An 18,757-nucleotide genomic window follows, 5' to 3' on the forward strand; every position below is an offset into this window, starting at 1 on the left:
AAGTGGCCGCCGTCACGCGGATTCGTCAATCGCGAATCATCTTGCCGCGGTCGTACTCGTGGCCGCCCCAGACACCGGACTGGCCGGTACGCGAGGCGAAGTCACCGCATTCGCGGCGGATCGGGCAGGACTCGCAGATCGAGCGCGCGTAGTCGAAGTCCTGCGAGGGGTACGGGAACCACGCCTCGTGGTTCGGGTCGCCCTTGCAGGCCGCGTGCTGCCAGTAGTCCTTCGAGTCGGAGATGGGGAGCAGATCCGCCAGGGTCGGCTCCCGAAGTGCAGTGTTCGTCATCGGATCTCGCTCCTTTCATGTCCGATCACGCGTGATGGATTACTTCTGTTCAGTCGATTCGGTTCACGAGGCGGCCAGTTCCTTCCAGACCTGGCGCTGCGCCCGCTCTCTGTCGTTGGGCGCCTTGGGCTCCCACAGCAGGCGCATCCCGGCCTCCTCCGGAGTCCGGTCCGCCTTGTAGGTATTGCAGGGACCGCACGCGGCGATCAGGTTGGCCCAGGTGTTGGGCCCGCCCTTGGACCGCGGGCGGATGTGGTCGACGGTGCGTGCCCAGCCGTTGCAGTACCCGCAGCGGTAACGATCACGCCGCAGAATCGCGGGCAGGGTCGCGCGGCTGTCGTCGTCGTGCACGAGGATCCGGTGCTCGAGGTAGATGTAGCGGTGCAGCCGGATGGTTTCCGGCAGCGCCAGCTCCAGGTGCTTCGAGCGGACCGGGAAGTGCGGCGTGCGATCGGTGACCGTCTCGGCGGCACCGCTGAGCAGCAGCACCACGGCACGGTCGGCGCGGATCGTGGTCAGCGCCTCGTAGGAGGCGTTGAGCAGCAGCACTCCGGCGTGTATCCAGTTGTCGGTGGTTATCTCCGGGTCTTCGGCATGACGGAACAGCATGGGGGTCACCATGTTTCGTGAAAGGGAACGACAGGAAAGAAAGAAGGGGCCGGGGTCTACGCGCGGGCCTGGAGACGGCCGATGGACCGGTCGTTGCCGCGTGGTGTGCGCTTGGTACTCAAGCCGTCTCCTCCTTTCCTGCTGGTCACGACCGTGGCGGTCGGGTGATCTTCGGTGAAACACATGGTGGCACAACGGCCATGCCGTGTGCGAGCGGATTTCTCCCCCGTAGACAGACAACGAACGAGCGCCCCGACTTGTTCCGGGGAGACGGGAATCACATCGGGGGTTCACTGTGTAGCAACCGAACCGGGGGTGGCTGTGCGGTCGCGATTCATCATCGGTTATTTGCCGCCGCTACCGTGAGAGTCACTCGGAAGGAGCCTGGCGTCATGGAGTTCCGACATCTCGTTTCGTTCATCACGATTGCCGAAGAGTTGCACTTCGGCCGCGCAGCGCAGCGCCTCCACCTCACGCAGCCCAGTCTCAGCGCACAGTTGCAGAAGCTGGAGAAGTCACTCGGGGTCCAGCTGGTCGCCCGGAATTCCCACGAGGTTCGGCTGACCGCGGCCGGACGCGAGTTCGAGTTACAGGCCCGCCAGATCGTCGCCCAGATGGAGCGGGCGGCGCGGGCGGCCAAGGCCACCGCCGAGGGGCGGTCGGGCAGTCTGGCCATCGGCTACAACCTGCCCGCGAGCCGGCATGTGCTGCCGGACACGCTGGTGCGGATGACCGAGCGGCATCCCGACATCGTGGTGTCGTTGTGGGAGAAGCGGACCGGGCCGCAGCTGGCGGCGCTCTCGGACGGCTCCCTCGATATCGCCCTGGTGTACGGGCATCCGAGCACGGCGGAATTCCGCTATCGGCGGCTGCTGCACCGGGTGCCGCTGGTGGCGGTGGTCGGGCGAAGACATCGCTGGGCCGACCGCCCGGGCGTGCCGTTCGCGGAGCTACAGGGGCAGGATTGCGTGCTGTTCGCGCGCGAGCAGTGTCCGGCCATGTACGACACCATCTTCCGGGCCGCGGCGCAGACGCGGATCACGCTCAACGTGGCCCATCACGCCGATGATCCGGGTGCGACGGCGCACATGGTGTCGGTGCGGCCGATGGTCGGGTTCGCCTCGCTGCCGCGCGCGATTTCCATGGGAATGGGTGCGCCCGGCAGCAATTCGGTCGCGGTCAAACTTCTCGATCCGGTACCCACTCTGGATTTGTATGCGGTGTGGCGGGCGGAGGAACAGAATCCGGCCGTGGCCGCCTTCCTGGAATGTGTGGAATCGGAGGAGCTCGCCGCGCTCGCCTCGGCATGATGGGAGACATCCGCCCGCCACGCGAAGGAGCACGCGCAGATGACCGTCGACGCCTGGGCCCAGCACCCCACCGCTCGCTTTCTCGCCCACGACATGTTCGCCTCCCTGCGCCGTTGGTCCGGCACGGAAATCCCGACCGGCGAGATCCCTCTGAAGTCGACGCTGGCCGTCATGGACGCGGCCGGCGTCGATCACACCCTGTTGTCGGCCTGGACCGCACCGGAGGGCGTGCTCATCTCCAATGACGAAGTGGCCGAATGGGTTTCCGAAGCACCCGACCGCCTCTCCGGTATTGCCTCGGTGGATCTGCGCCACCCCATGGACGCGGTGCGCGAGTTGCGTCACCGGGTCGAGGACCAGGGGTTCAAGGCGCTGCGAGTGCTGCCCTGGCTCTGGGAGACCCCACCCACCGACCGCCGGTTCTACCCGCTGTTCGCCGCGTGCGTGGACCTCGGCATTCCCTTCTGCACCCAGGTCGGCCACACCGGCCCGCTCCGCCCCTCCGAAACCGGTCGGCCCATCCCCTACATCGACCAGGTGGCCCTCGACTTCCCGGAACTGACGATCGTCTGTGGCCACATCGGCTACCCCTGGACCGAGGAAATGATCGCCGTAGCCCGCAAACACCCCAACGTGGTGATCGACACCTCGGCCTACACCACCAAACGCCTTCCCCCCGAACTCGTTTCGTTCATGAAGACCGGCACCGGCAGCCACAAGGTCCTCTTCGGCACCAACTACCCGATGATCTTCCCCCAGCACGCCCTCGACGGTCTGGACGCGCTGGGCCTGGACGACGAAACCCGCACTCGGTACCTGGACGCGAACGCCCGCCGGATCTTCGCGTTGTAGCCGAACGGCGGGTCGCTACGGGGCTGTGGGTTGTCGGTGGCGCGGCAGCATCAGCGCCGGCAGGACCGCGACAGCGCCGAACATCAGTGCCCACCAATATGTTTGGGTGAACGCGTGGGCATCGGGTGGGCGATGGTCGAGGTAGCGTTGCAACAGCACCAGCAGCGCTGCCACGCCGAAAGAGCTGCCCGCGCGGATGCCGACATTGGTAGCGGTCGTGGCCGAGGGGATTTCGGAGTGCCGCAGGGTGCGGTAGCTGGCGCCCATGGCCGCGGGCATGACCATGCCGTGCCCGAGACCGATCACGAACAGTGTTGCGGCGACCGGGATATCGCCTGCCGATCCGATCCGGATGAGACCGAGCAGGCCCACCAGCACGACGGGGAGACCGGAGAGGATCAGCAGCCTGGGGGAGTACCTGTCGCTGAGCTTGCCGGTGAGCACCGTGGTCGCGATCGCGCCGATGCCGAGCGGCGCGACCAGCGCTCCCGAGCGCAACGGGCTGTCGCCGTGAACGGTCTGAAAGTTCAGCGGCAGTAGCGCTGTCAGTCCGGACAGGGTGGCGATATAGACGAACATCATCGCGTTGACGGCGGCGAAATTCCGGTCTCGCAGCAGTCCGACGTCGACCAGCGCGGTGTCGCCTCTGCGCAGGGCATGGACGGCGTAGCCGCCGACCAGCACGAGTCCGGTCAGTACACCGGCCACGACCCGGATGTCGGTGGGGCTCGTTCCGCCGCCCGCCTGCGAGGTGCCGTACACCAGCGCACCCAAACCCGGGGACAGCAGAGCCAATCCGGGAAGGTCCAGGCGCGCGGTGCGGTCGCGGACCCGGTCGGGCGGTAGCACGCGAATGGCGGCGAGGACCGCGATCGCGCACAACGGGACGTTGATGTAGAACATCCACCGCCACGACAGGTGGCCGAGGATCAGACCGCCGACCGTCGGGCCGAGCACCGGGGCGAGCATGGCCGGTACCGCGACCGCGCTCATGACGCGGCCCATCCGCTCCGGCCCGGCGGCGCGGGCCAGCATGGTCTGCCCGATCGGCATGACCATGCCCGCCCCGAAGCCCTGCAGTAGTCGGAACATGTTGAGCGCGAAGATGTTCCAGGCCAGTCCGCACAGGACCGACCCGGTGATGAACAGCAACAGCGAGGCGATCCACATGGTCTTCGGGCCGAATCGCACGATCGCCCAGCCCGACAGCGGGATGCTGGCCGACAGCGCGAGGGTGTATCCGGTCAGCACCCATTGCACCGTCGTGAGCGGTGAATGGAACCGGGTGCCAAGGGTGTTCACGGCGACACTGGTGATCGTGGTGTCGAGGATGGTCATGATCGCGCCCAGCACCACCACGAGCACCAGCTTGCGCAGGGCCGGGTCGAGGTCCGCCGAGGTGGTGGGTGCCCGCGTCATTTGTCTTGCTCCGCGCGCTCATCGGCCTGCAGCCAGCCGCGGCGCGCGCGGGTGTAGCGAGGTTTCAGCACGTAGCGGTAGAGAGCGCGGATCGGGGCGGGCAGGAAGTCGAGCATCTTGGCCTGGGCTGCGGCGGGCGCGTCGTCCAGCGCCCACGGCAGGTACTCGGTCACGGCGCGAAGTCCGTTGCGTTTGCGCATTTCCGCGCCGAAGGCCGCCCAGCCGGGGCCGCCGACGGTGCGATCGATGAGCGGCAGGGCCACCTGCTCCTCATGGGTGAAATGCGTGTCGAGGGCCGCGGCGAGGGCGTCGACATCGGACCGCAATCCCGGGCCGCCCGCGGAATTGGCGATGCCGAACTCCACCTTGCCCAGGAGGTCCTCGATGCCCTCGTGCTCGGCCTCCATCTCATCGAGAATCGCCAGGTCCGCCGGATCGGCGACAGCGGCGCGCACCAGCGGCCACAGCGCGGCGTCCTCGGTGCTGTGATGCCGGTCGAGTTGGCGGCGGAACGTCTCCCATCCGATCGCCACCGAAGGCTCGGCGAGGCGGCCCGCGGCGACGGCGGACGAGAGGCGGACCAGGTCGCGCATGCAAGCGTCGTGGGCCAGGTACATGCCGAAGAAGTCGATGGTCGTGGTCGGTCTGTGCTCGTTCATGACCAATGTCCTTTCGCCGCACGGTGATCCGCGACGATTGAATTTAGTTAGACTGTCTGTATGAATAAATCACCCGCACCGGGTACTGTCAAGGCCATGAGCCCACGCCAGTACAACCTTGGAAAGCGCACCGCGCAGGTCGAGCTGAGTCGCCGACAGGTTCTCGATGCCGCCAGGTCGTTGCTGGGTGAGTCCGACAGTTACACCGGTTTCACACTGGACGCGGTGGCCAAGCGCGCGGACGTCGCACGTGCCACGGTCTACTACCAGTTCAAATCGAAAACCGGTCTGCTGGAAGCGGTCTGCGACGACCTCGGCGTCGCGGGCGGCCTCTCCGAACTGGTCAAAGCCTTCACCAACCCCGAACCCCTAGCCGCCCTTACCGAATTCATCACCTGCTTCGCCCGCTTCTGGCAGGCCGACCGCCCTGCCATGCGCCGCCTACGCGCCCTGGCCGCCCTCGACACCGACGTCCATGCGGTCATCACCGCCCGCGACGACCGCCGCCGCGAAGGTTTGCTGGTATTGGCCGCGCCCTTCGCCGACGGCGGCGCCGCAGCGGAAGATATCGATCAGCAGGTGCGAATCCTGCTGGCCCTCACCAGCTTCGAAACATTCGACACCATGGTCGGACCCGACGGTGACCTGCTCGACGCGGTACCGGTGATCGCCGGCCTCGCGGCGACCGTCCTCGGGCCGGACGCCTGAATCTCGTTGGTTCGGAACGCGATTCGATCAATCGATCGGTGCCTAGCTCAGGGACTTCAGGGCCGCGGCGTCGTAGGGCTTCAGCTCGTCGATTCGGCCCGCGAGGACCTTGGCCGCCCATTCCGGATCCTGAAGCAGCGCCCGGCCCACGGCGACCAGGTCGAATTCATCGCGCTCCAGGCGGTCGAGGAGATTGTCGAGGCTCCCGAGGGGAGCGCCCTGGCCGGCGAAGGCGCGCAGGAAGTCGCCGTCGAGGCCGACCGAGCCGACGCTGATTGTCGTTTTGCCGGTGAGCTTCTTGGTCCAGCCGGCCAAATTCAGGTCCGAGCCCTCGAATTCGGGGATCCAATAGCGGCGGGTGGAAGCGTGGAAGGCGTCGACACCGGCGGCGGCGAGCGGGGACAGGATCGCCTCGAGTTCCTGCGGGGTTTGCGCGAGCCGGGCGTCGTAGGCCTCCTGCTTCCACTGGGAGTAGCGGAAGATCACCGGGAACTCGGGGGAGACCACCGCGCGGACCGCCGCCACGATCTCGGCCGCGAACTTCGTGCGGGCGACGGAATCGCCTCCGTAGGAATCGGTTCGGCGGTTCGTCCGCTCCCAGAGGAACTGATCGAGCAGGTAGCCGTGCGCGCCGTGCAGTTCGACGCCGTCGAATCCGATGCGCTCGGCGGCCGCGGCGGCCTCGGCGAACGCGGCGATGACGTCATCGAGGTCACGCTGGGTCATCGCCTTGCCCGTGCCCTCGGTGCCGTCGACGCGAATACCGGACGGGCCGACCGCGGGGGCGTCGGCGAAGGGCGGCTCACCGTGATTGCGGACCATGCCGATGTGCCAGAGCTGCGGCATGATCGTGCCGCCCGCCGCGTGCACGTCCGAGACCACCTTGGCCCAGCCAGCCAGCTGCTCGTCACCGTGGAACCGCGGCACCCGATCGCTCTGCCCGGCGGACTCGTGGCCGACGTAGGTGCCCTCGGTGACGATCAGGCCGACACCCGCGGCCGCGCGGCGGGCGTAGTAGGACCGGACATCGTCGCCGGGAATGCCGCCGGGGGAGAACATGCGCGTCATCGGCGCCATCACAATGCGATTCGGGACGGTCAGCCCGTTCAGCGTGATGGGGCGTGACAGCAGGCTGGCCGCGCGGGACACATCGGAAACGGTGACGGTCACGGGTCGCTCCTCGGAGTTATTTGTCAATGTGGATGGTTGAGAACTTCAAGCAATGCGACCCGACGCTAACCGCAGATGCTTGAGGTAGTCAAGTATCTGCGGATAGGCTGATTCCCATGGCCGCCGCTCCCCGCACCGACACCGCCCAGCTCATGGAGTTGCTCTCGCTCTCGCTCGGCGTCTACTACGGGGACTTCACCGCGGCGGCCGCGAGCGAAAATCTCACCGCGATGCAGGGCAAAACCCTGACCGTGTTGCGCAGGGGCCCGATCGCCATGCGCGCACTGGCCGAGATCATGGCCTGCGACGCCTCCAATGTCACCGGCATCATCGACCGACTGGAGAAGCGCGGCTTCGTCCGCCGCGAGCCCAGCGCCTCGGACCGCCGCGTCACCAACCTCGTCATCACGCCGGAGGGCGAGCAGCTCTCGGACGCGATCCGCGCGAAGATGCACACCACCCGCGACGGATTGAACAGACTCGACTCCGAGGAGCGGGCTCAGTTGTGCGCCTTGCTGAAACGAGCCTTCCTCTCCCGCCCCGAATAGCACCAGTAGTTCGCAGACTCGGCTCGCTGCGTGCCTGCGGCGACGCTGTGACCAAACGCTCAGGGTTTCCCCGGATGCGGTGAGAGTCGGTGGCGACCATAGTTATTCGCGTCATCGTCCATATGACTGACAGGGGGGCGTATGTCTGCGCCGACTGATCCCGATATGACCGACTTATTAGGTCGATTGTCCAGAATTCCGAGTGGCCGTCGCAGCAAGTGGGTTGTGGTGGGGGTGTGGGTCATCGCGTTCATCGCGTTGGCGGCATTCGCGCAGCAGCTCACCGGTGCGCAGAAGAACGACAATGTGGCATGGCTTCCCGGTGGGGCCGAGTCCACGCAGGCCTATCATCTCGCCGAACCGTTCGGCAACGCCGACGAAGCGCCGGTGGTGATCGTCTATGAGCGACCCGAAGGCATTACCGACGCGGACAAGGCCGTCGCCGAGGCCGATGCGGCGAAGTTCAGGTCGGTGAACCATGTCGTCGGGGAGAAGGTGCTCGGGCCGATCGTCGCCAAGGACGGCCAGGCGCTCGAGACGGTGGTGCCGATTCGAATGGGGACCGGCGGCTGGAATCAGTTGGCGGACACCGTGAAAGCCCTGAAGAACGCGGCGGGGGAGCGGCCGGACGGGCTCTCGTTCCTGCCGACCGGTCCGGCCGGTTACGCGGCGGAGTTCGGGCAGGCGTTCAAGGGCATCGATGGAATGCTGCTGTATTCCGCGGGTGCGGTTGTGATCGTGGTCCTGTTGGTGACCTACGGCCCGATGCTGTGGCTGCTGCCGATCATCGCGGCGGCCGTCGCGTTGACCATTGCCCAGAGCGCCGTATTCGGCGCTACCAAGCTGGGATTGACGGTGAACGCGCAGAGTGCGGCGATCCTGATGATCCTGGTGTTCGGCGCCGGAACCGACTATGCGCTGCTGCTGATAGCGCGGTATCGGGAGGAGTTGCGACGGCACGAGGACAAGCACGAGGCGATGGCCGTCGCGCTGCATCGGGCCGGGCCCGCGGTGCTGGCCAGCGGTGCCACCGTGATCATCGCGATGCTGACATTGCTTGTGGCGGAACTGAATTCCACCGCGGGGATCGGGCCGGTCGCCGCGATCGGCATCGCCGTGGGTCAACTCGCGATGCTGACGCTGCTGCCCGCCCTGCTGGTCATCGCCGGTCGATGGATCTTCTGGCCGCGGCACCCGAACTTCGGCACCGAGGATCACACCGCGACCGGAATATGGGCTCGGATAGGCAATTTCGTCGCGATGCGACCGCGGGTCGTGTGGGCGGTCACCGGATTGGCGTTGGTGGCCTTGGCATTCGGCATGACCGGGCTCGACACCAACGGGGTCGCGGGCCAGGACTCGTTCACCACCAAGGTCGACGCGGTGCGCGGCACCGAGGTGATGCAGAAGCACTTCGACATCGGCACCGGCAGCCCGGTGGTCGTGGTCGCGAAAAAGGATCGGGCAGAGGCCGTTCGGGATGCGCTGGCCGCGACACCGGGCATCGTGTCCGCGACTCCCGCGGTGACCAAGGATGGCTACGCATACCTCGAAGGCACGCTGGCTGACGCACCGGACAGCCGGGCCGCCGACGCGACCATCGACCGGGTGCGCGAACGAGTGCACGCCGTCGACGGCGCCGATGCCAAGGTCGGCGGCACAACCGCGATCCAACTGGACATCAAACGCTCTGCGTCACACGACAACAAGGTGATCGTCCCGCTTGTCCTGGTGGTCGTCATGGCAATCCTGATGCTGCTCCTACGCTCCCTGCTCGCCCCTGTGCTCCTGACGTTGACGGTGGTTCTATCCTTCTTCGCAGCACTCGGAGCAAGCACGTTGCTGTTCCACGCACTCGACTTCCACGGCGCCGACCCCGGATTACCCCTGATCACCTTCGTATTCCTCGTAGCCCTGGGCATCGACTACAACATCTTCCTGATGTCCCGAGTACACGAGGAAGCCAAGCAATTCTGCACCCGCCGAGGCGCATTGGTCGGCCTCTCCGCCACCGGCGGCGTAATCACCTCCGCCGGCCTGGTCCTGGCAGGCACCTTCGCCGTCTTCACCACCATGCCCATCGTCACCTTCGCCCAAATGGGCATAGTCATCGCCGTAGGCGTCCTCCTGGACACCCTGATAGTCCGCTCCATCCTCGTAACCGCCCTCAACCTCGACCTCGGCGACCGAATCTGGTGGCCAAGCGCACTTTCCCGCCAACCCCAGCCCCAACGCCCCGAACCCGAACTGGCCGAATCGAACGCCTGAACGCTCACGGCCACCGCCATCGAAAGACCCCACCCGGGGGAGACTCTGGGCGGGGTCTCCCCAAACCTCTTTTCCGACAGGGGTGTTCATCTGGCGCGGTGTGGGCGGCTTTGGAAACGGGAGCTGTCGCCCGCATCGCGCCATGACGGGAGGTGTTGAGACGTGAGTGTTGGTGAAGCGGTCACATCGTCAGTTGCGCGGCGGAGGCGGGTTGTTCGGGGCGTGGGCCGCCTTTGAGCCAGGACAGTGAGCCGGGGTTGCTGGCCTCGCGGCGGATTTTGGTCACTCCGAGATTGCAGGTCATTTCCTTGATCTTCGCGCCCGCGCGGCCGCCGATGTAGAGGTTGATCGCGATGTCGTCTTTGCGGGCGAGCTGTCGGATGCCGGCGCGGCGGCCGAGGCTGACGCAGGTTCCCAACAGGGCCAGGTCGATCGGCGCTGGTTCGGTTCCCGCAATGTGGCTCAGGACGGTGTTGGCGGCCTGCGCGCCGAGGGGGCCAGCGCCCTGGCCGCTCATCCGCAGGGGTTGGCCCGACGGTGCGGCGGCGTCGCCGGTCGCCACGATGCGCTCGTCGTCGATGCTCGTCAGTGTCTCGTCGGTGAGCAACCGGCCGACCGCGTCGGTGCGCAGCCCGCTGTCGGCCGCCAGTGTCGGGACTCCGAAGCCTGTCGTCCAGATGGTGAGTGCGCTCGGACGCACGGTGCCGTCGGCGAAAACGACTGCGTCGGGCCGAACCTCGGCCACCCTGGCGGCCTCGAGGACGACGACACCGTGCCGCGACATCCATTTGGCGACATAGCGGCGACCCGGCGCACTCAACGACGGCATCAGGGTGCCGCCGCAGACCAGCGTGACCGCACGTCCTTGTTCGGCCAGCTCGGCCGCCGTCTCGATACCGGTCGCGCCGCCGCCGACGACGGTGACCGGAGCATCGAGTGGCAACTCGGCCAACCTGGCGTGCACCCGCTGCGCGGACTCGAATTCGGCGATGGGGAAGGCGAACTCGGCAGCGCCGGACACCGACGGAATCAGGGCGGTGCTGCCGACCGCGTAGATGACATGGTCATAGTCCAACGCGCCGCCCGACACCAGCCGCACCTTCCGAGCCGCGGTTTCGATGCGGGTGGCGCTGTCGACCACCAATTCGACGTCCTCCCCGAGGAGCGTGCCGTAATCGATCGTCGCCTCGCCGGTACCGGCCACCAACTGGTGCAACCGGAGTCGATCGACAAACGTGGGACGGGGATTCACGAGCGTGACATCGACATCGGTGCGCAGCCGCAGCCGATTGGCGGCGACGGTGCCGGCGTAGCCGCCACCGATAACGACAACCTTGTGGTGTGTGTTGTGTTCAGTCATGCCCTCGAGACACCGCTGATCGCGGAGATATGACACGACCCGATGTGACGTGCGCCACGTGATCGGAAGTCAACTCGCCGTATCTCGCCGACCGCCTGTTGCGGCGTTGCGGTTGGAGTGCCACAGACCCGGATGCGTGTTCCTAGCTGGTGACCGTGGTGGTTCCGGGGAACGAGCGGCGCTCGCCCAGGGTGGCGAGTGTGCCTGCGGCGAGCATGATTACGGCTTCGACTGCGTGCACGATGCTGCCGAAGGTGTCGACTGCCATCATGTGCAGGACATTGTCGCCACCGATGAATCCGAGTGCGGCGACGAGGAGATAGAACGGCCCGCACGCATACAGGTAGCCGACCGCGCGGTTGCGAAAAGGCGCGAGGGCGAGAGCGGCCATTCCGGTGAGCAGATGAAACAGTGCGTGCCAGCCGTTGACGGTGACCGGGATGAAGCCGAGGAACCGCATAGTGCAGGACTGCATGTGTCCGCCGAAAGCCATGTCCGGGTAGATCCCGTAGGCGATCACGCCGTTGGCGGTGAACCACGCGCCGATCAGGAAAACAACTACCTGGACAGGAGACTCGAAGATCGAAGTGGCATAGCGCAGCACCCGGGCGCGGACACCGGCGAATAGCGGCTCCCACCATTTCTGGGCGCCTCGTGACACAGTGCCGGTTTGGATCATTGCCGCCTCGTCACCGAGCGCCACGGCCGCATGTCACCTTTGGACGACTTCTTTGTCATACCCAGTCACACTACATGTGACATTGCGTTACAGGCAATTTTCAAGAGTGAGAGGGTGGCGGCGGAGTCGTTCGATGGCGCGGGTTTCCCTTGGAGCGCAGAGGTATTCATCGATCAGGCGGCTCGTACCTTGATGGCCTTCGTAACTGGAGGTCGATCGGTTCGGTGGACCGGTGGGTGGAGGTCGGCGAATGGCCGGTTTGCCGGTGGGAGAGGCGGTTTGGAGTGGGCTCGGAGTAAGATCGGCGGGGCCATCGCGGGTTCGGGTCCGCTGCCGAGAGGCTCGACGGTGGATCACCGGATCGGGGGAAGCGCCGATGTCCGAGTTGCGTGGTTATGCGGTGTTGGCCGCCGCGGTGCCGGTGTTGTTCGGGTCCGGCGTGGCCGCGGCGCAGCCCGCGGAATTCGGCCGGCCTGCCGTGGATCGGCTCTCGCCGACGGAAACTCCTGGCGCCGTGGCGAATCCGGATCCGCATTCGCTGCGGTTGGGAACCACCACGGTCCCGCTGCCGGACGGCATCGACCCGCGGTTGCGGGACCAGGCCCAGGCCTATGTGGACGGGGTGCAACAGCAGATCACCACCGCCCTTGACGGCGCCGGCGTTCCGCGTGGCGAAGCCGACCGCCGCAGTGCCGCGACCGTGGGCGGAGCGGTCATCGGCGCCGCTGTCGGCAAGCTCGCCGTCTTCCCGCTCGAGATCGTGGGATGCGGAGTCGGCGCGGCGGTCGGTGCGGTCGCGGGTGGTGTGATCGGTGGACTTCCCACCGTGGGCGCCGGGGTACCGGTGGGCGCGGCGGTCGGCGGTGTGGCGGGCTGTCTGCTCGGCGGATTGGCGGTGGCCATCCCCGTGGACGTGATCGGCCTCGTCGGCGGAGCCGTCATAGGGGGCGCCGCCGGTGGGGCATTGAGTACCGGCGGCGACGAATCCTCGACCTCGACCGACCTCCTCGCCAAAACCCCCACGCCCCAACCCGATCCACCCGTCTTCGAGCCCGCCGCGCCGGTGGCCGAGGCCGTCGCCGCGATCAGCCCCGACGCCGACGCGGCGGTCACGTCGCTGCGCTCCGCGATCGCCGCGATACCCCCACTGGATCCCAGTGCGCTCGGCGTACTCACCCAGCCCGCCAACGATCTGCTCGCGGCGGTGCAAGCAGCGCTCTGAATTCCGGCGCACGGCGAAAAGACCCCGCCCGGAGGGGAATCCGGGCGGGGCCGTGTCCCCCGCGCGAGCGGTCGCCGGGTTTGTGGCTGCGTTATTTGGCGGGGGTGAAGGGGGAGTTGATGGTGGTGAAGTACTGGATGGCCGCGGCGATGGCTACCGGGGCCGTGACGAACAGCTGACCCGCGATGGTGCCGAGGAAGCCGACCGCGGCGGCCCCCGCGATGCAGCCCGCGAGGGGGCCCGCGCCGAAGAGGGTGGCCAGGGCGCCGGTGAGGGCCAGGCCTACGGTGGCGCCGCCGAGGCAGCCGAGGGCTGCACCGGCCAGGCCGCCGGTGAGGGTGCCGATGGTGGCGCCGGTGGAAATGGTGGTGGCCATGCGGTTCCAGGCGGCCTGTTCGCGGTCGTACATCGACTTCCAGGGGGCCTGGTCCTCGTAGGGGAGGGCGACCGGCTGGTAGACGGCATGGGATATGTCGAATCGGGGGGTCAGGGTGGCGGTGCGGTCGGTGATGTCTGCCGCGATCGGGAAGACGAAATCGTCTACGCGGAAGGACAGTTCGGTGCCCGCGAGGACGGTGCCGTCGGTGGCCTTGATCTTGAAGATGCCGTTCTCGACGACCATGGAGCCCGCGTCGGTCCGGATGACCGTGGTGGCGGGGGTGCTGGTCGCGGTGTAGTTCAAGGGGGCGGGGGTGTCGGCCCCGGCCGTGCCGGTGGCGCCTGCGCCGATGCACAGGGTGGCCGCGAGCAGCGCGGACGCCGCAGCAGTGTTCCTCATCTGTTTCTCTCTGCGTGTGTTTTCTGGTGCTTCCCGTGTCAGAGATCGAGCACGAGAACGTCGGAGAGCGCCCGGGACACGCAGGGCATCAGGGCCCTGCCGTGGGCGCGTTCGTCGGCGGTCAGCACCGAATCGCGGTGCTGCACTTCGCCTTCGAGGAAGGTGGTCTCACAGCTGCCGCAGGTGCCCTCGCGGCAGGAGGTGACGATCGCGACGCCCGCGCCTTCGAGGACGTCGACGATCGTCCGGTCCGCCGCGACCGACAGCACCTGACCGCTGTGCGCGAGCCGGACCAGAAAGGCGCGATCGACGGCATTGTCGACGCGCCGCGGCGTGAACCGCTCGGTGTGCACCGCCAGGCCCCGGCGCGCGGCCTCGGACTCGACGGCGTCGAGCAGGGGCGCGGGGCCGCAGCAGTACACGGCGGCGGTGGTGTCGGCCAGCAGGGAAGCGATGGGCAGGAGCCCGGATTCGTTCTGCGGCAGCAGATTCACGTGCTCGTAGCCCTGGAGCTCGCCGGTGAAGGCGAGATGCTCCCGGCTGCGCGCACCGTAGTGCAGGCTCCAGCGCGTCCCGGCGCGCTCGGCGGCGGCCACCATGGGCAGGATCGGCGTGATCCCGATACCTCCCGCGATGAACACGTACTCCTCGCTCGCCACGAGCTCGAAGTTGTTGCGTGGCAGCGACACCCGCAGCTCGGTACCGGAAAGCGCGGTTTGGAACAGATGCTCGGATCCGCCGCGCCCCGCCGGTTCCCGCAGAATCGCGATGCGCCAGCGCCGCTCGTCGGCGGGATCCCCGCACAGCGAGTACTGTCGTGTCCCAACGGATCCCGCGTGCACGTCGATGTGCGCGCCCGGCGTCCAGCTCGGCAGTACACCGGAGCCGGATGCCGAAAGCTCGAGGGCGAACACGCCCTGCGCCACGTCCCGCCGGTCGGTCACCCGGACCGTCAGCTCGCTCATCGCATCCCCTCGTGGAGTCGGTGTCGAGGCCAACCCTGGTGGAGCCGGGGCGTCGATCGCGTGGCGGTTGCCCGAGTCGATTCGACCGATAGGCATTGACGATCGTCCCGCCGAACCACCCTGCCTCCGCCCGAGACTGGCCCCATGAGCGCTGTGGCGGAACTGGTCGAACGGACCAGAGCATTCGTGACCGAGCACGTGTACCCCGTGGAGCGCGAGGTGGTGGCCGGCGGCCGCGTCACCGATGACGCGCTGCGGCTGGATCTGCAGAAGAAGGCCAAGGAGGCCGGGGTGTTCGGGCCGCTGTCCGATCCGCGCTACGGCGGACTGGGACTGGACACGCGGGGTCAGGCGCAGGTTCTCGAAGCCGCGGGCGCGAGCCTGCTGGGTCCGCTCGCGGTCAACGCGTGGGCGCCCGACGACGGCAATATCCACCTGCTCGCCCATGTCGCCAATGAGGAGCAGCGGGAGCGTTATTTGGCTCCGCTGGCCTCCGGCGAGGTGCGGTCGGCGATCGCGCTGACCGAACCGGCCCCGGGCGCGGGCTCGGATCCGCGCATGCTGCGCACGGTCGCCCAGGAGGCCGACAACGGCTGGATCATCAACGGGGCCAAGCACTTCACCACCGGAGCCAATGGCGCGGCCTTCACCATCTGCGTGGCCATGACCTCCGACGGGCCGACCATGTTCCTGGTCGACCAGGACAATCCCGGCCTGCGCGTGGGACGCCGCATGCCGACGCTGGACCACACCAGCGCGCCCGGCGGCCACTGTGAGGTCGAGTTCGTCGATTGCTTCGTCCCCGATGAGGCGGTGCTGGGCGAGGTGGGCCGCGGCCTCGAGCTCGCACAGGTCCGGCTCGCGCCCTCGCGGCTGGTGTTCTGCATGAACTGGCTGGGGCTGGCGGTACGGGCACAGGAGCTGACCGTCGAACACATCACGCGCCGTTCGGCTTTCGGCGTCCCGATCGCCGAGCACGGCATCGCGCAGGGCCTGGTCGCCGACAACGAGATCGATATCGCCGCCGCCCGCGCCCTGGTGCGCTCGGTCGCCGAGACCATCGACACCTTCGGCCCGTCCTCTCCGCAGGCCCGTCATGAGACCTCGGTCGCGAAAACCTTCGTCTCCGAAGCGGTGTGGCGGGTGCTCGATCGCGCCGTCCAGCTGCACGGCGGACTCGGGGTCTGCGAGGACCACCTCGTCGCGCGATTCCTGGTGGAGGCCAGGGCTTTCCGCATCTACGAAGGCCCGTCGGAAGTGCTGCGCTGGTCGATCGCCCGCCGAGTCCTGCGCGGGCCGCGCTGAATCCGAGAGCCGCGCTGCATCCGAAATCAGAAGGGAAGACAAAGATGACCGGAACACTGGCCGGATTCGCCGCCGCCTATCCGGAATTGGATTACGGCGCTGTCGATTACGAGTACCTGCGGGTGGTATCGCAGGAGATGGTGCCGTTCGGTGGCCACGTCGGCACCCTCGTCACCGAGATCGGCCCGGAGCGGGCAGTGGTGGAGATCCCCGCCGTGGAGCAGGTCCGCAACCACATGGGCACCGTGCACGCGGGCGCGCTGTTCACCGCCGCCGATATCGCGGGTGCCGCGGCCTTCGTCGGCGCGGCCGCCGAACGCCTCTACACGGTGGAGCGGCTGGTGCTGCGCGGCGGCACCGCCTCGTATCGCAAACCGGCACTGGGCCGTATCCGCGCCGTCGCGACCGTCGACGGGCCCGAGGTCGCGCTGATCCTGGCCGCGACGGAGTCGGCGCGCTTCGAACTGTCGGGCAAGGCGTCGCTGTTCGACGACAACGACGTGCTGGTCGCCAAGTTCACCTTCGACTACGTGTGCGATGTGACCATCGCCGGAACCGAGGCGCGATGACCACCGCGACCCCCGAATCCCGTTCGGACTTCACCGGCTTGGAATCGAGCCGGGTGGAGACCGCCGACGGCGTGACGTTCACCGTGCGGTTCCTGCCAGCGGAGAACACCGCCGCGCCGGTCGTGCTGATCCTGCCCGCCATGGCTATGAAGGCCAAGAACTACTTCTCCCTCGCCAAAGCGCTGCACGCACAGGGCCTTTCGGTGGCCACCGTCGACCTGCGCGCTCACGGCGAGTCCACCCCGAAGCTCGGTGAGCACACCGATTTCGGCTACCGCGAGATGATCGAAACCGATCTGCCCGCCATTGTGTCCGCGGTGGAGGATCGCTTCCCCGGCGCACCGATCCACCTGTTCGGCCACAGCCTCGGCGGCCAACTGGCACTGTTGTTCTCGGCCGCCGAGACCGGCCGCATCGCCGGCGTCACCGTCATCGGCACCGGCACCGTCTTCTGGTGGGCCTTCGGACCGCGCCGCTGGTGGGAGGCGCTGAGCCAGATCCAGTGGATCGGCCTGGTCTCGCGGGTGCGCGGCAGCTGGCCCGGCGGCGTGCTGATTCCGGCCCCCATGCCCGGCGGGGTGATGATCGACTGGTCGGTGCACTCGCTGACCAGCTACTACCGCCCGAGCGGCACCAAACGCCGCTACAACTCGCTGCTGGCGGCCATGCGATTGCCCGTCCTGGTCATCTCGCTGTCCGAGGACGTGCTCGGCCCGAAATCCAATGTGGACTTCCTGGTTTCGCGAATGCCCGCAGCCCAGGTGACGCAGTGGCACATCGACGAGAACTCGAAGGTCGCCAACCGCGACCACTTCCTGTGGGTCAAGGACGCCCCCGCCATCGCCGCCGGCGTGGCGAATTGGATCACGACCGGCTCCGCGCCGGCCTGAAGGAGAGACGTGGCCCGGCTGCAGATCGACGCGGTGTCGAAACAATTCGGCGCCGACTACGCGGTGCGCGAGGTGAGCCTCGACATCCCCGACGGTGAATTCCTGGTGCTGCTCGGACCCAGCGGTTGCGGCAAATCCACGCTGCTGCGAATGATCGCGGGGCTCGAGCAGCCCAGCGAGGGCCGAATCCTGCTGGACGGCAACGACATCACCGACGAGGCGCCGCAACAGCGGGATCTGGCCATGGTTTTCCAGAGCTACGCGCTGTATCCGCACCTGAGCGTGGCCAAGAACATCGGCTTCCCGCTGCGCGCCCGCCGCCGCTCGCGAGCCGAAATCGCCCGGAGGGTAGGGGAAGTCGCGGGCACGCTGGAACTGTCGGCCCTGCTCGAGCGTCGTCCCGCCGCATTGTCGGGCGGGCAGCGGCAGCGAGTCGCGTTGGCGCGGGCCATGGTTCGCGATCCCGGCGCGTTCCTCATGGACGAGCCGCTGTCGAACCTGGACGCCAAGCTGCGCAGCGCCACTCGCGCCGAACTCATCGGCCTGCACCGGCGCCTGGGGGCGACATTCCTCTACGTCACCCACGATCAGGTGGAGGCCATGACCATGGCCACCCGCATCGCGCTGCTCAATGCGGGACGGGTGGAGCAGGTCGGGACGCCCGAGGAACTCTACGACCGGCCGCGCACCGCCTTCGTCGCCGGATTCCTCGGCTCGCCGCCGATGAATCTGTTTCCGGCGGAGGTGATTTCGAACGACGGCGCGCTGCGGGTGCGAGCGGACGGCATCGACGCCGCCCTCGGGCTGAACGGCGGACCCGAGGACGCCACCGCCGTGCTCGCGGGCATCCGCCCCGAACGACTGCGCCTGGATCCGGCCGCGACCGCCGTGCGCGGGCGCGTGACCATGGTCGAGAACCTGGGCAGCGAGGAACTCGTGCACATCACCGCTGGCACGGTCGAGCTGTGCGTGCGCGCGCCCCGGCCGGTGGGCGTCGCGGTCGGCGAGGACATCGGATTGCGCGCCGACGCCGCCGACATCCACCTGTTCGATCCGGCCTCCGGGCTGCGGATGACCTGGCAGGAGCCGGAATCCGACAGCGCGGACGCGACGGCCTCCGTCGCCTGAACTTCGATCACCACTCGATGAGGAGA

Annotated in this window: 19 protein-coding genes; 10 read left to right on the forward strand and 9 right to left on the reverse strand. The window is 67.6% G+C overall.

Annotation, left to right across the window (positions count from 1 at the left end):
- Nucleotides 1–25: 25 nt before the first annotated feature.
- Entirely contained in the window at nt 26–292 is a 267-nt protein-coding gene (locus ON43_RS14615) for a WhiB family transcriptional regulator (RefSeq protein ID WP_040807834.1), read from the reverse strand.
- Nucleotides 293–355: 63 nt separating this feature from the next.
- The gene (locus tag ON43_RS14620) at nt 356–901 is read right to left on the reverse strand and encodes an HNH endonuclease (protein WP_040808110.1); all 546 of its coding nucleotides are present in this window, start codon (nt 899–901) and stop codon (nt 356–358) included.
- Between the two features lie 392 nt (nt 902–1,293).
- On the opposite strand from ON43_RS14620, the gene ON43_RS14625 reads away from it, so the two are divergent.
- Entirely contained in the window at nt 1,294–2,211 is a 918-nt protein-coding gene (locus ON43_RS14625) for a LysR family transcriptional regulator (RefSeq protein WP_040807837.1), read from the forward strand.
- 39 nt (nt 2,212–2,250) lie between these two features.
- Complete coding sequence (locus tag ON43_RS14630; RefSeq protein WP_040807839.1) at nt 2,251–3,063, forward strand: amidohydrolase family protein; 813 nt, start codon at nt 2,251–2,253, stop codon at nt 3,061–3,063.
- A gap of 15 nt (nt 3,064–3,078) precedes the next feature.
- Here ON43_RS14630 and ON43_RS14635 read toward each other — a convergent pair whose 3' ends face one another.
- Entirely contained in the window at nt 3,079–4,482 is a 1,404-nt protein-coding gene (locus tag ON43_RS14635; RefSeq protein ID WP_051178436.1) for an MDR family MFS transporter, read from the reverse strand.
- A complete protein-coding gene (locus ON43_RS14640; protein ID WP_040807841.1) occupies nt 4,479–5,141 on the reverse strand; it encodes a hemerythrin domain-containing protein in 663 nt (220 codons plus the stop codon). Before ON43_RS14640 ends, ON43_RS14635 begins: the two co-directional genes overlap by 4 nt.
- Nucleotides 5,142–5,237: 96 nt before the next feature.
- Here ON43_RS14640 and ON43_RS14645 point away from each other — a divergent pair, with 96 nt between their 5' ends.
- Nucleotides 5,238–5,849: a TetR/AcrR family transcriptional regulator gene (locus tag ON43_RS14645; protein WP_040807843.1), complete on the forward strand. Its 612-nt coding sequence runs from the start codon at nt 5,238–5,240 to the stop codon at nt 5,847–5,849.
- Between the two features lie 42 nt (nt 5,850–5,891).
- Here ON43_RS14645 and ON43_RS14650 read toward each other — a convergent pair whose 3' ends face one another.
- Nucleotides 5,892–7,019 carry an NADH:flavin oxidoreductase gene (locus ON43_RS14650; RefSeq protein WP_040807845.1) on the reverse strand — a complete coding sequence of 376 codons (1,128 nt, stop codon included), beginning with the start codon at nt 7,017–7,019 and terminating at the stop codon, nt 5,892–5,894.
- A gap of 116 nt (nt 7,020–7,135) precedes the next feature.
- On the opposite strand from ON43_RS14650, the gene ON43_RS14655 reads away from it, so the two are divergent.
- Together ON43_RS14655 and ON43_RS14660 are read left to right on the forward strand one after the other, a co-directional pair.
- Nucleotides 7,136–7,567: a MarR family winged helix-turn-helix transcriptional regulator gene (locus tag ON43_RS14655; RefSeq protein WP_040807847.1), complete on the forward strand. Its 432-nt coding sequence runs from the start codon at nt 7,136–7,138 to the stop codon at nt 7,565–7,567.
- A gap of 225 nt (nt 7,568–7,792) precedes the next feature.
- Entirely contained in the window at nt 7,793–9,835 is a 2,043-nt protein-coding gene (locus ON43_RS14660; protein ID WP_245568591.1) for an MMPL family transporter, read from the forward strand.
- A gap of 181 nt (nt 9,836–10,016) precedes the next feature.
- On the opposite strand, the gene ON43_RS14665 is transcribed toward ON43_RS14660, so the two are convergent.
- Together ON43_RS14665 and ON43_RS14670 are read right to left on the reverse strand one after the other, a co-directional pair.
- A complete protein-coding gene (locus tag ON43_RS14665) occupies nt 10,017–11,195 on the reverse strand; it encodes an NAD(P)/FAD-dependent oxidoreductase (protein ID WP_040807849.1) in 1,179 nt (392 codons plus the stop codon).
- Between the two features lie 142 nt (nt 11,196–11,337).
- Nucleotides 11,338–11,898: a DUF4383 domain-containing protein gene (locus tag ON43_RS14670; RefSeq protein ID WP_157514035.1), complete on the reverse strand. Its 561-nt coding sequence runs from the start codon at nt 11,896–11,898 to the stop codon at nt 11,338–11,340.
- A 352-nt stretch (nt 11,899–12,250) separates the two neighbouring features.
- On the opposite strand from ON43_RS14670, the gene ON43_RS42495 reads away from it, so the two are divergent.
- Nucleotides 12,251–13,096, forward strand: coding sequence for a hypothetical protein (locus tag ON43_RS42495; RefSeq protein WP_051178440.1), 846 nt, complete (start codon nt 12,251–12,253; stop codon nt 13,094–13,096).
- 91 nt (nt 13,097–13,187) lie between these two features.
- Here the strand turns inward: ON43_RS42495 and ON43_RS14680 are convergent, their stop codons facing one another.
- Nucleotides 13,188–13,874: a DUF8020 domain-containing protein gene (locus ON43_RS14680; protein ID WP_040807852.1), complete on the reverse strand. Its 687-nt coding sequence runs from the start codon at nt 13,872–13,874 to the stop codon at nt 13,188–13,190.
- Between the two features lie 38 nt (nt 13,875–13,912).
- Complete coding sequence (locus ON43_RS14685; RefSeq protein ID WP_040807854.1) at nt 13,913–14,839, reverse strand: PDR/VanB family oxidoreductase; 927 nt, start codon at nt 14,837–14,839, stop codon at nt 13,913–13,915.
- Nucleotides 14,840–14,983: 144 nt separating this feature from the next.
- On the opposite strand from ON43_RS14685, the gene ON43_RS14690 reads away from it, so the two are divergent.
- The 4 genes from ON43_RS14690 to ON43_RS14705 are packed head-to-tail and all read left to right on the forward strand — an operon-like array spanning nt 14,984 to nt 18,731.
- The gene (locus tag ON43_RS14690) at nt 14,984–16,144 is read left to right on the forward strand and encodes an acyl-CoA dehydrogenase family protein (RefSeq protein ID WP_040807856.1); all 1,161 of its coding nucleotides are present in this window, start codon (nt 14,984–14,986) and stop codon (nt 16,142–16,144) included.
- Between the two features lie 44 nt (nt 16,145–16,188).
- A complete protein-coding gene (locus ON43_RS14695; protein ID WP_040807858.1) occupies nt 16,189–16,713 on the forward strand; it encodes a YiiD C-terminal domain-containing protein in 525 nt (174 codons plus the stop codon).
- Nucleotides 16,710–17,603, forward strand: a complete 894-nt coding sequence (locus ON43_RS14700) for an alpha/beta hydrolase family protein (protein WP_040807860.1) — start codon at nt 16,710–16,712, stop codon at nt 17,601–17,603. The genes ON43_RS14695 and ON43_RS14700 overlap by 4 nt, the downstream gene beginning before the upstream one ends.
- 9 nt (nt 17,604–17,612) lie before the next feature.
- Nucleotides 17,613–18,731: an ABC transporter ATP-binding protein gene (locus ON43_RS14705; protein ID WP_040807861.1), complete on the forward strand. Its 1,119-nt coding sequence runs from the start codon at nt 17,613–17,615 to the stop codon at nt 18,729–18,731.
- Nucleotides 18,732–18,757: the final 26 nt, after the last annotated feature.

Origin of the sequence: Nocardia concava NBRC 100430 (assembly GCF_000308815.1) — a bacterium.
Classification (GTDB): domain Bacteria; phylum Actinomycetota; class Actinomycetes; order Mycobacteriales; family Mycobacteriaceae; genus Nocardia; species Nocardia concava.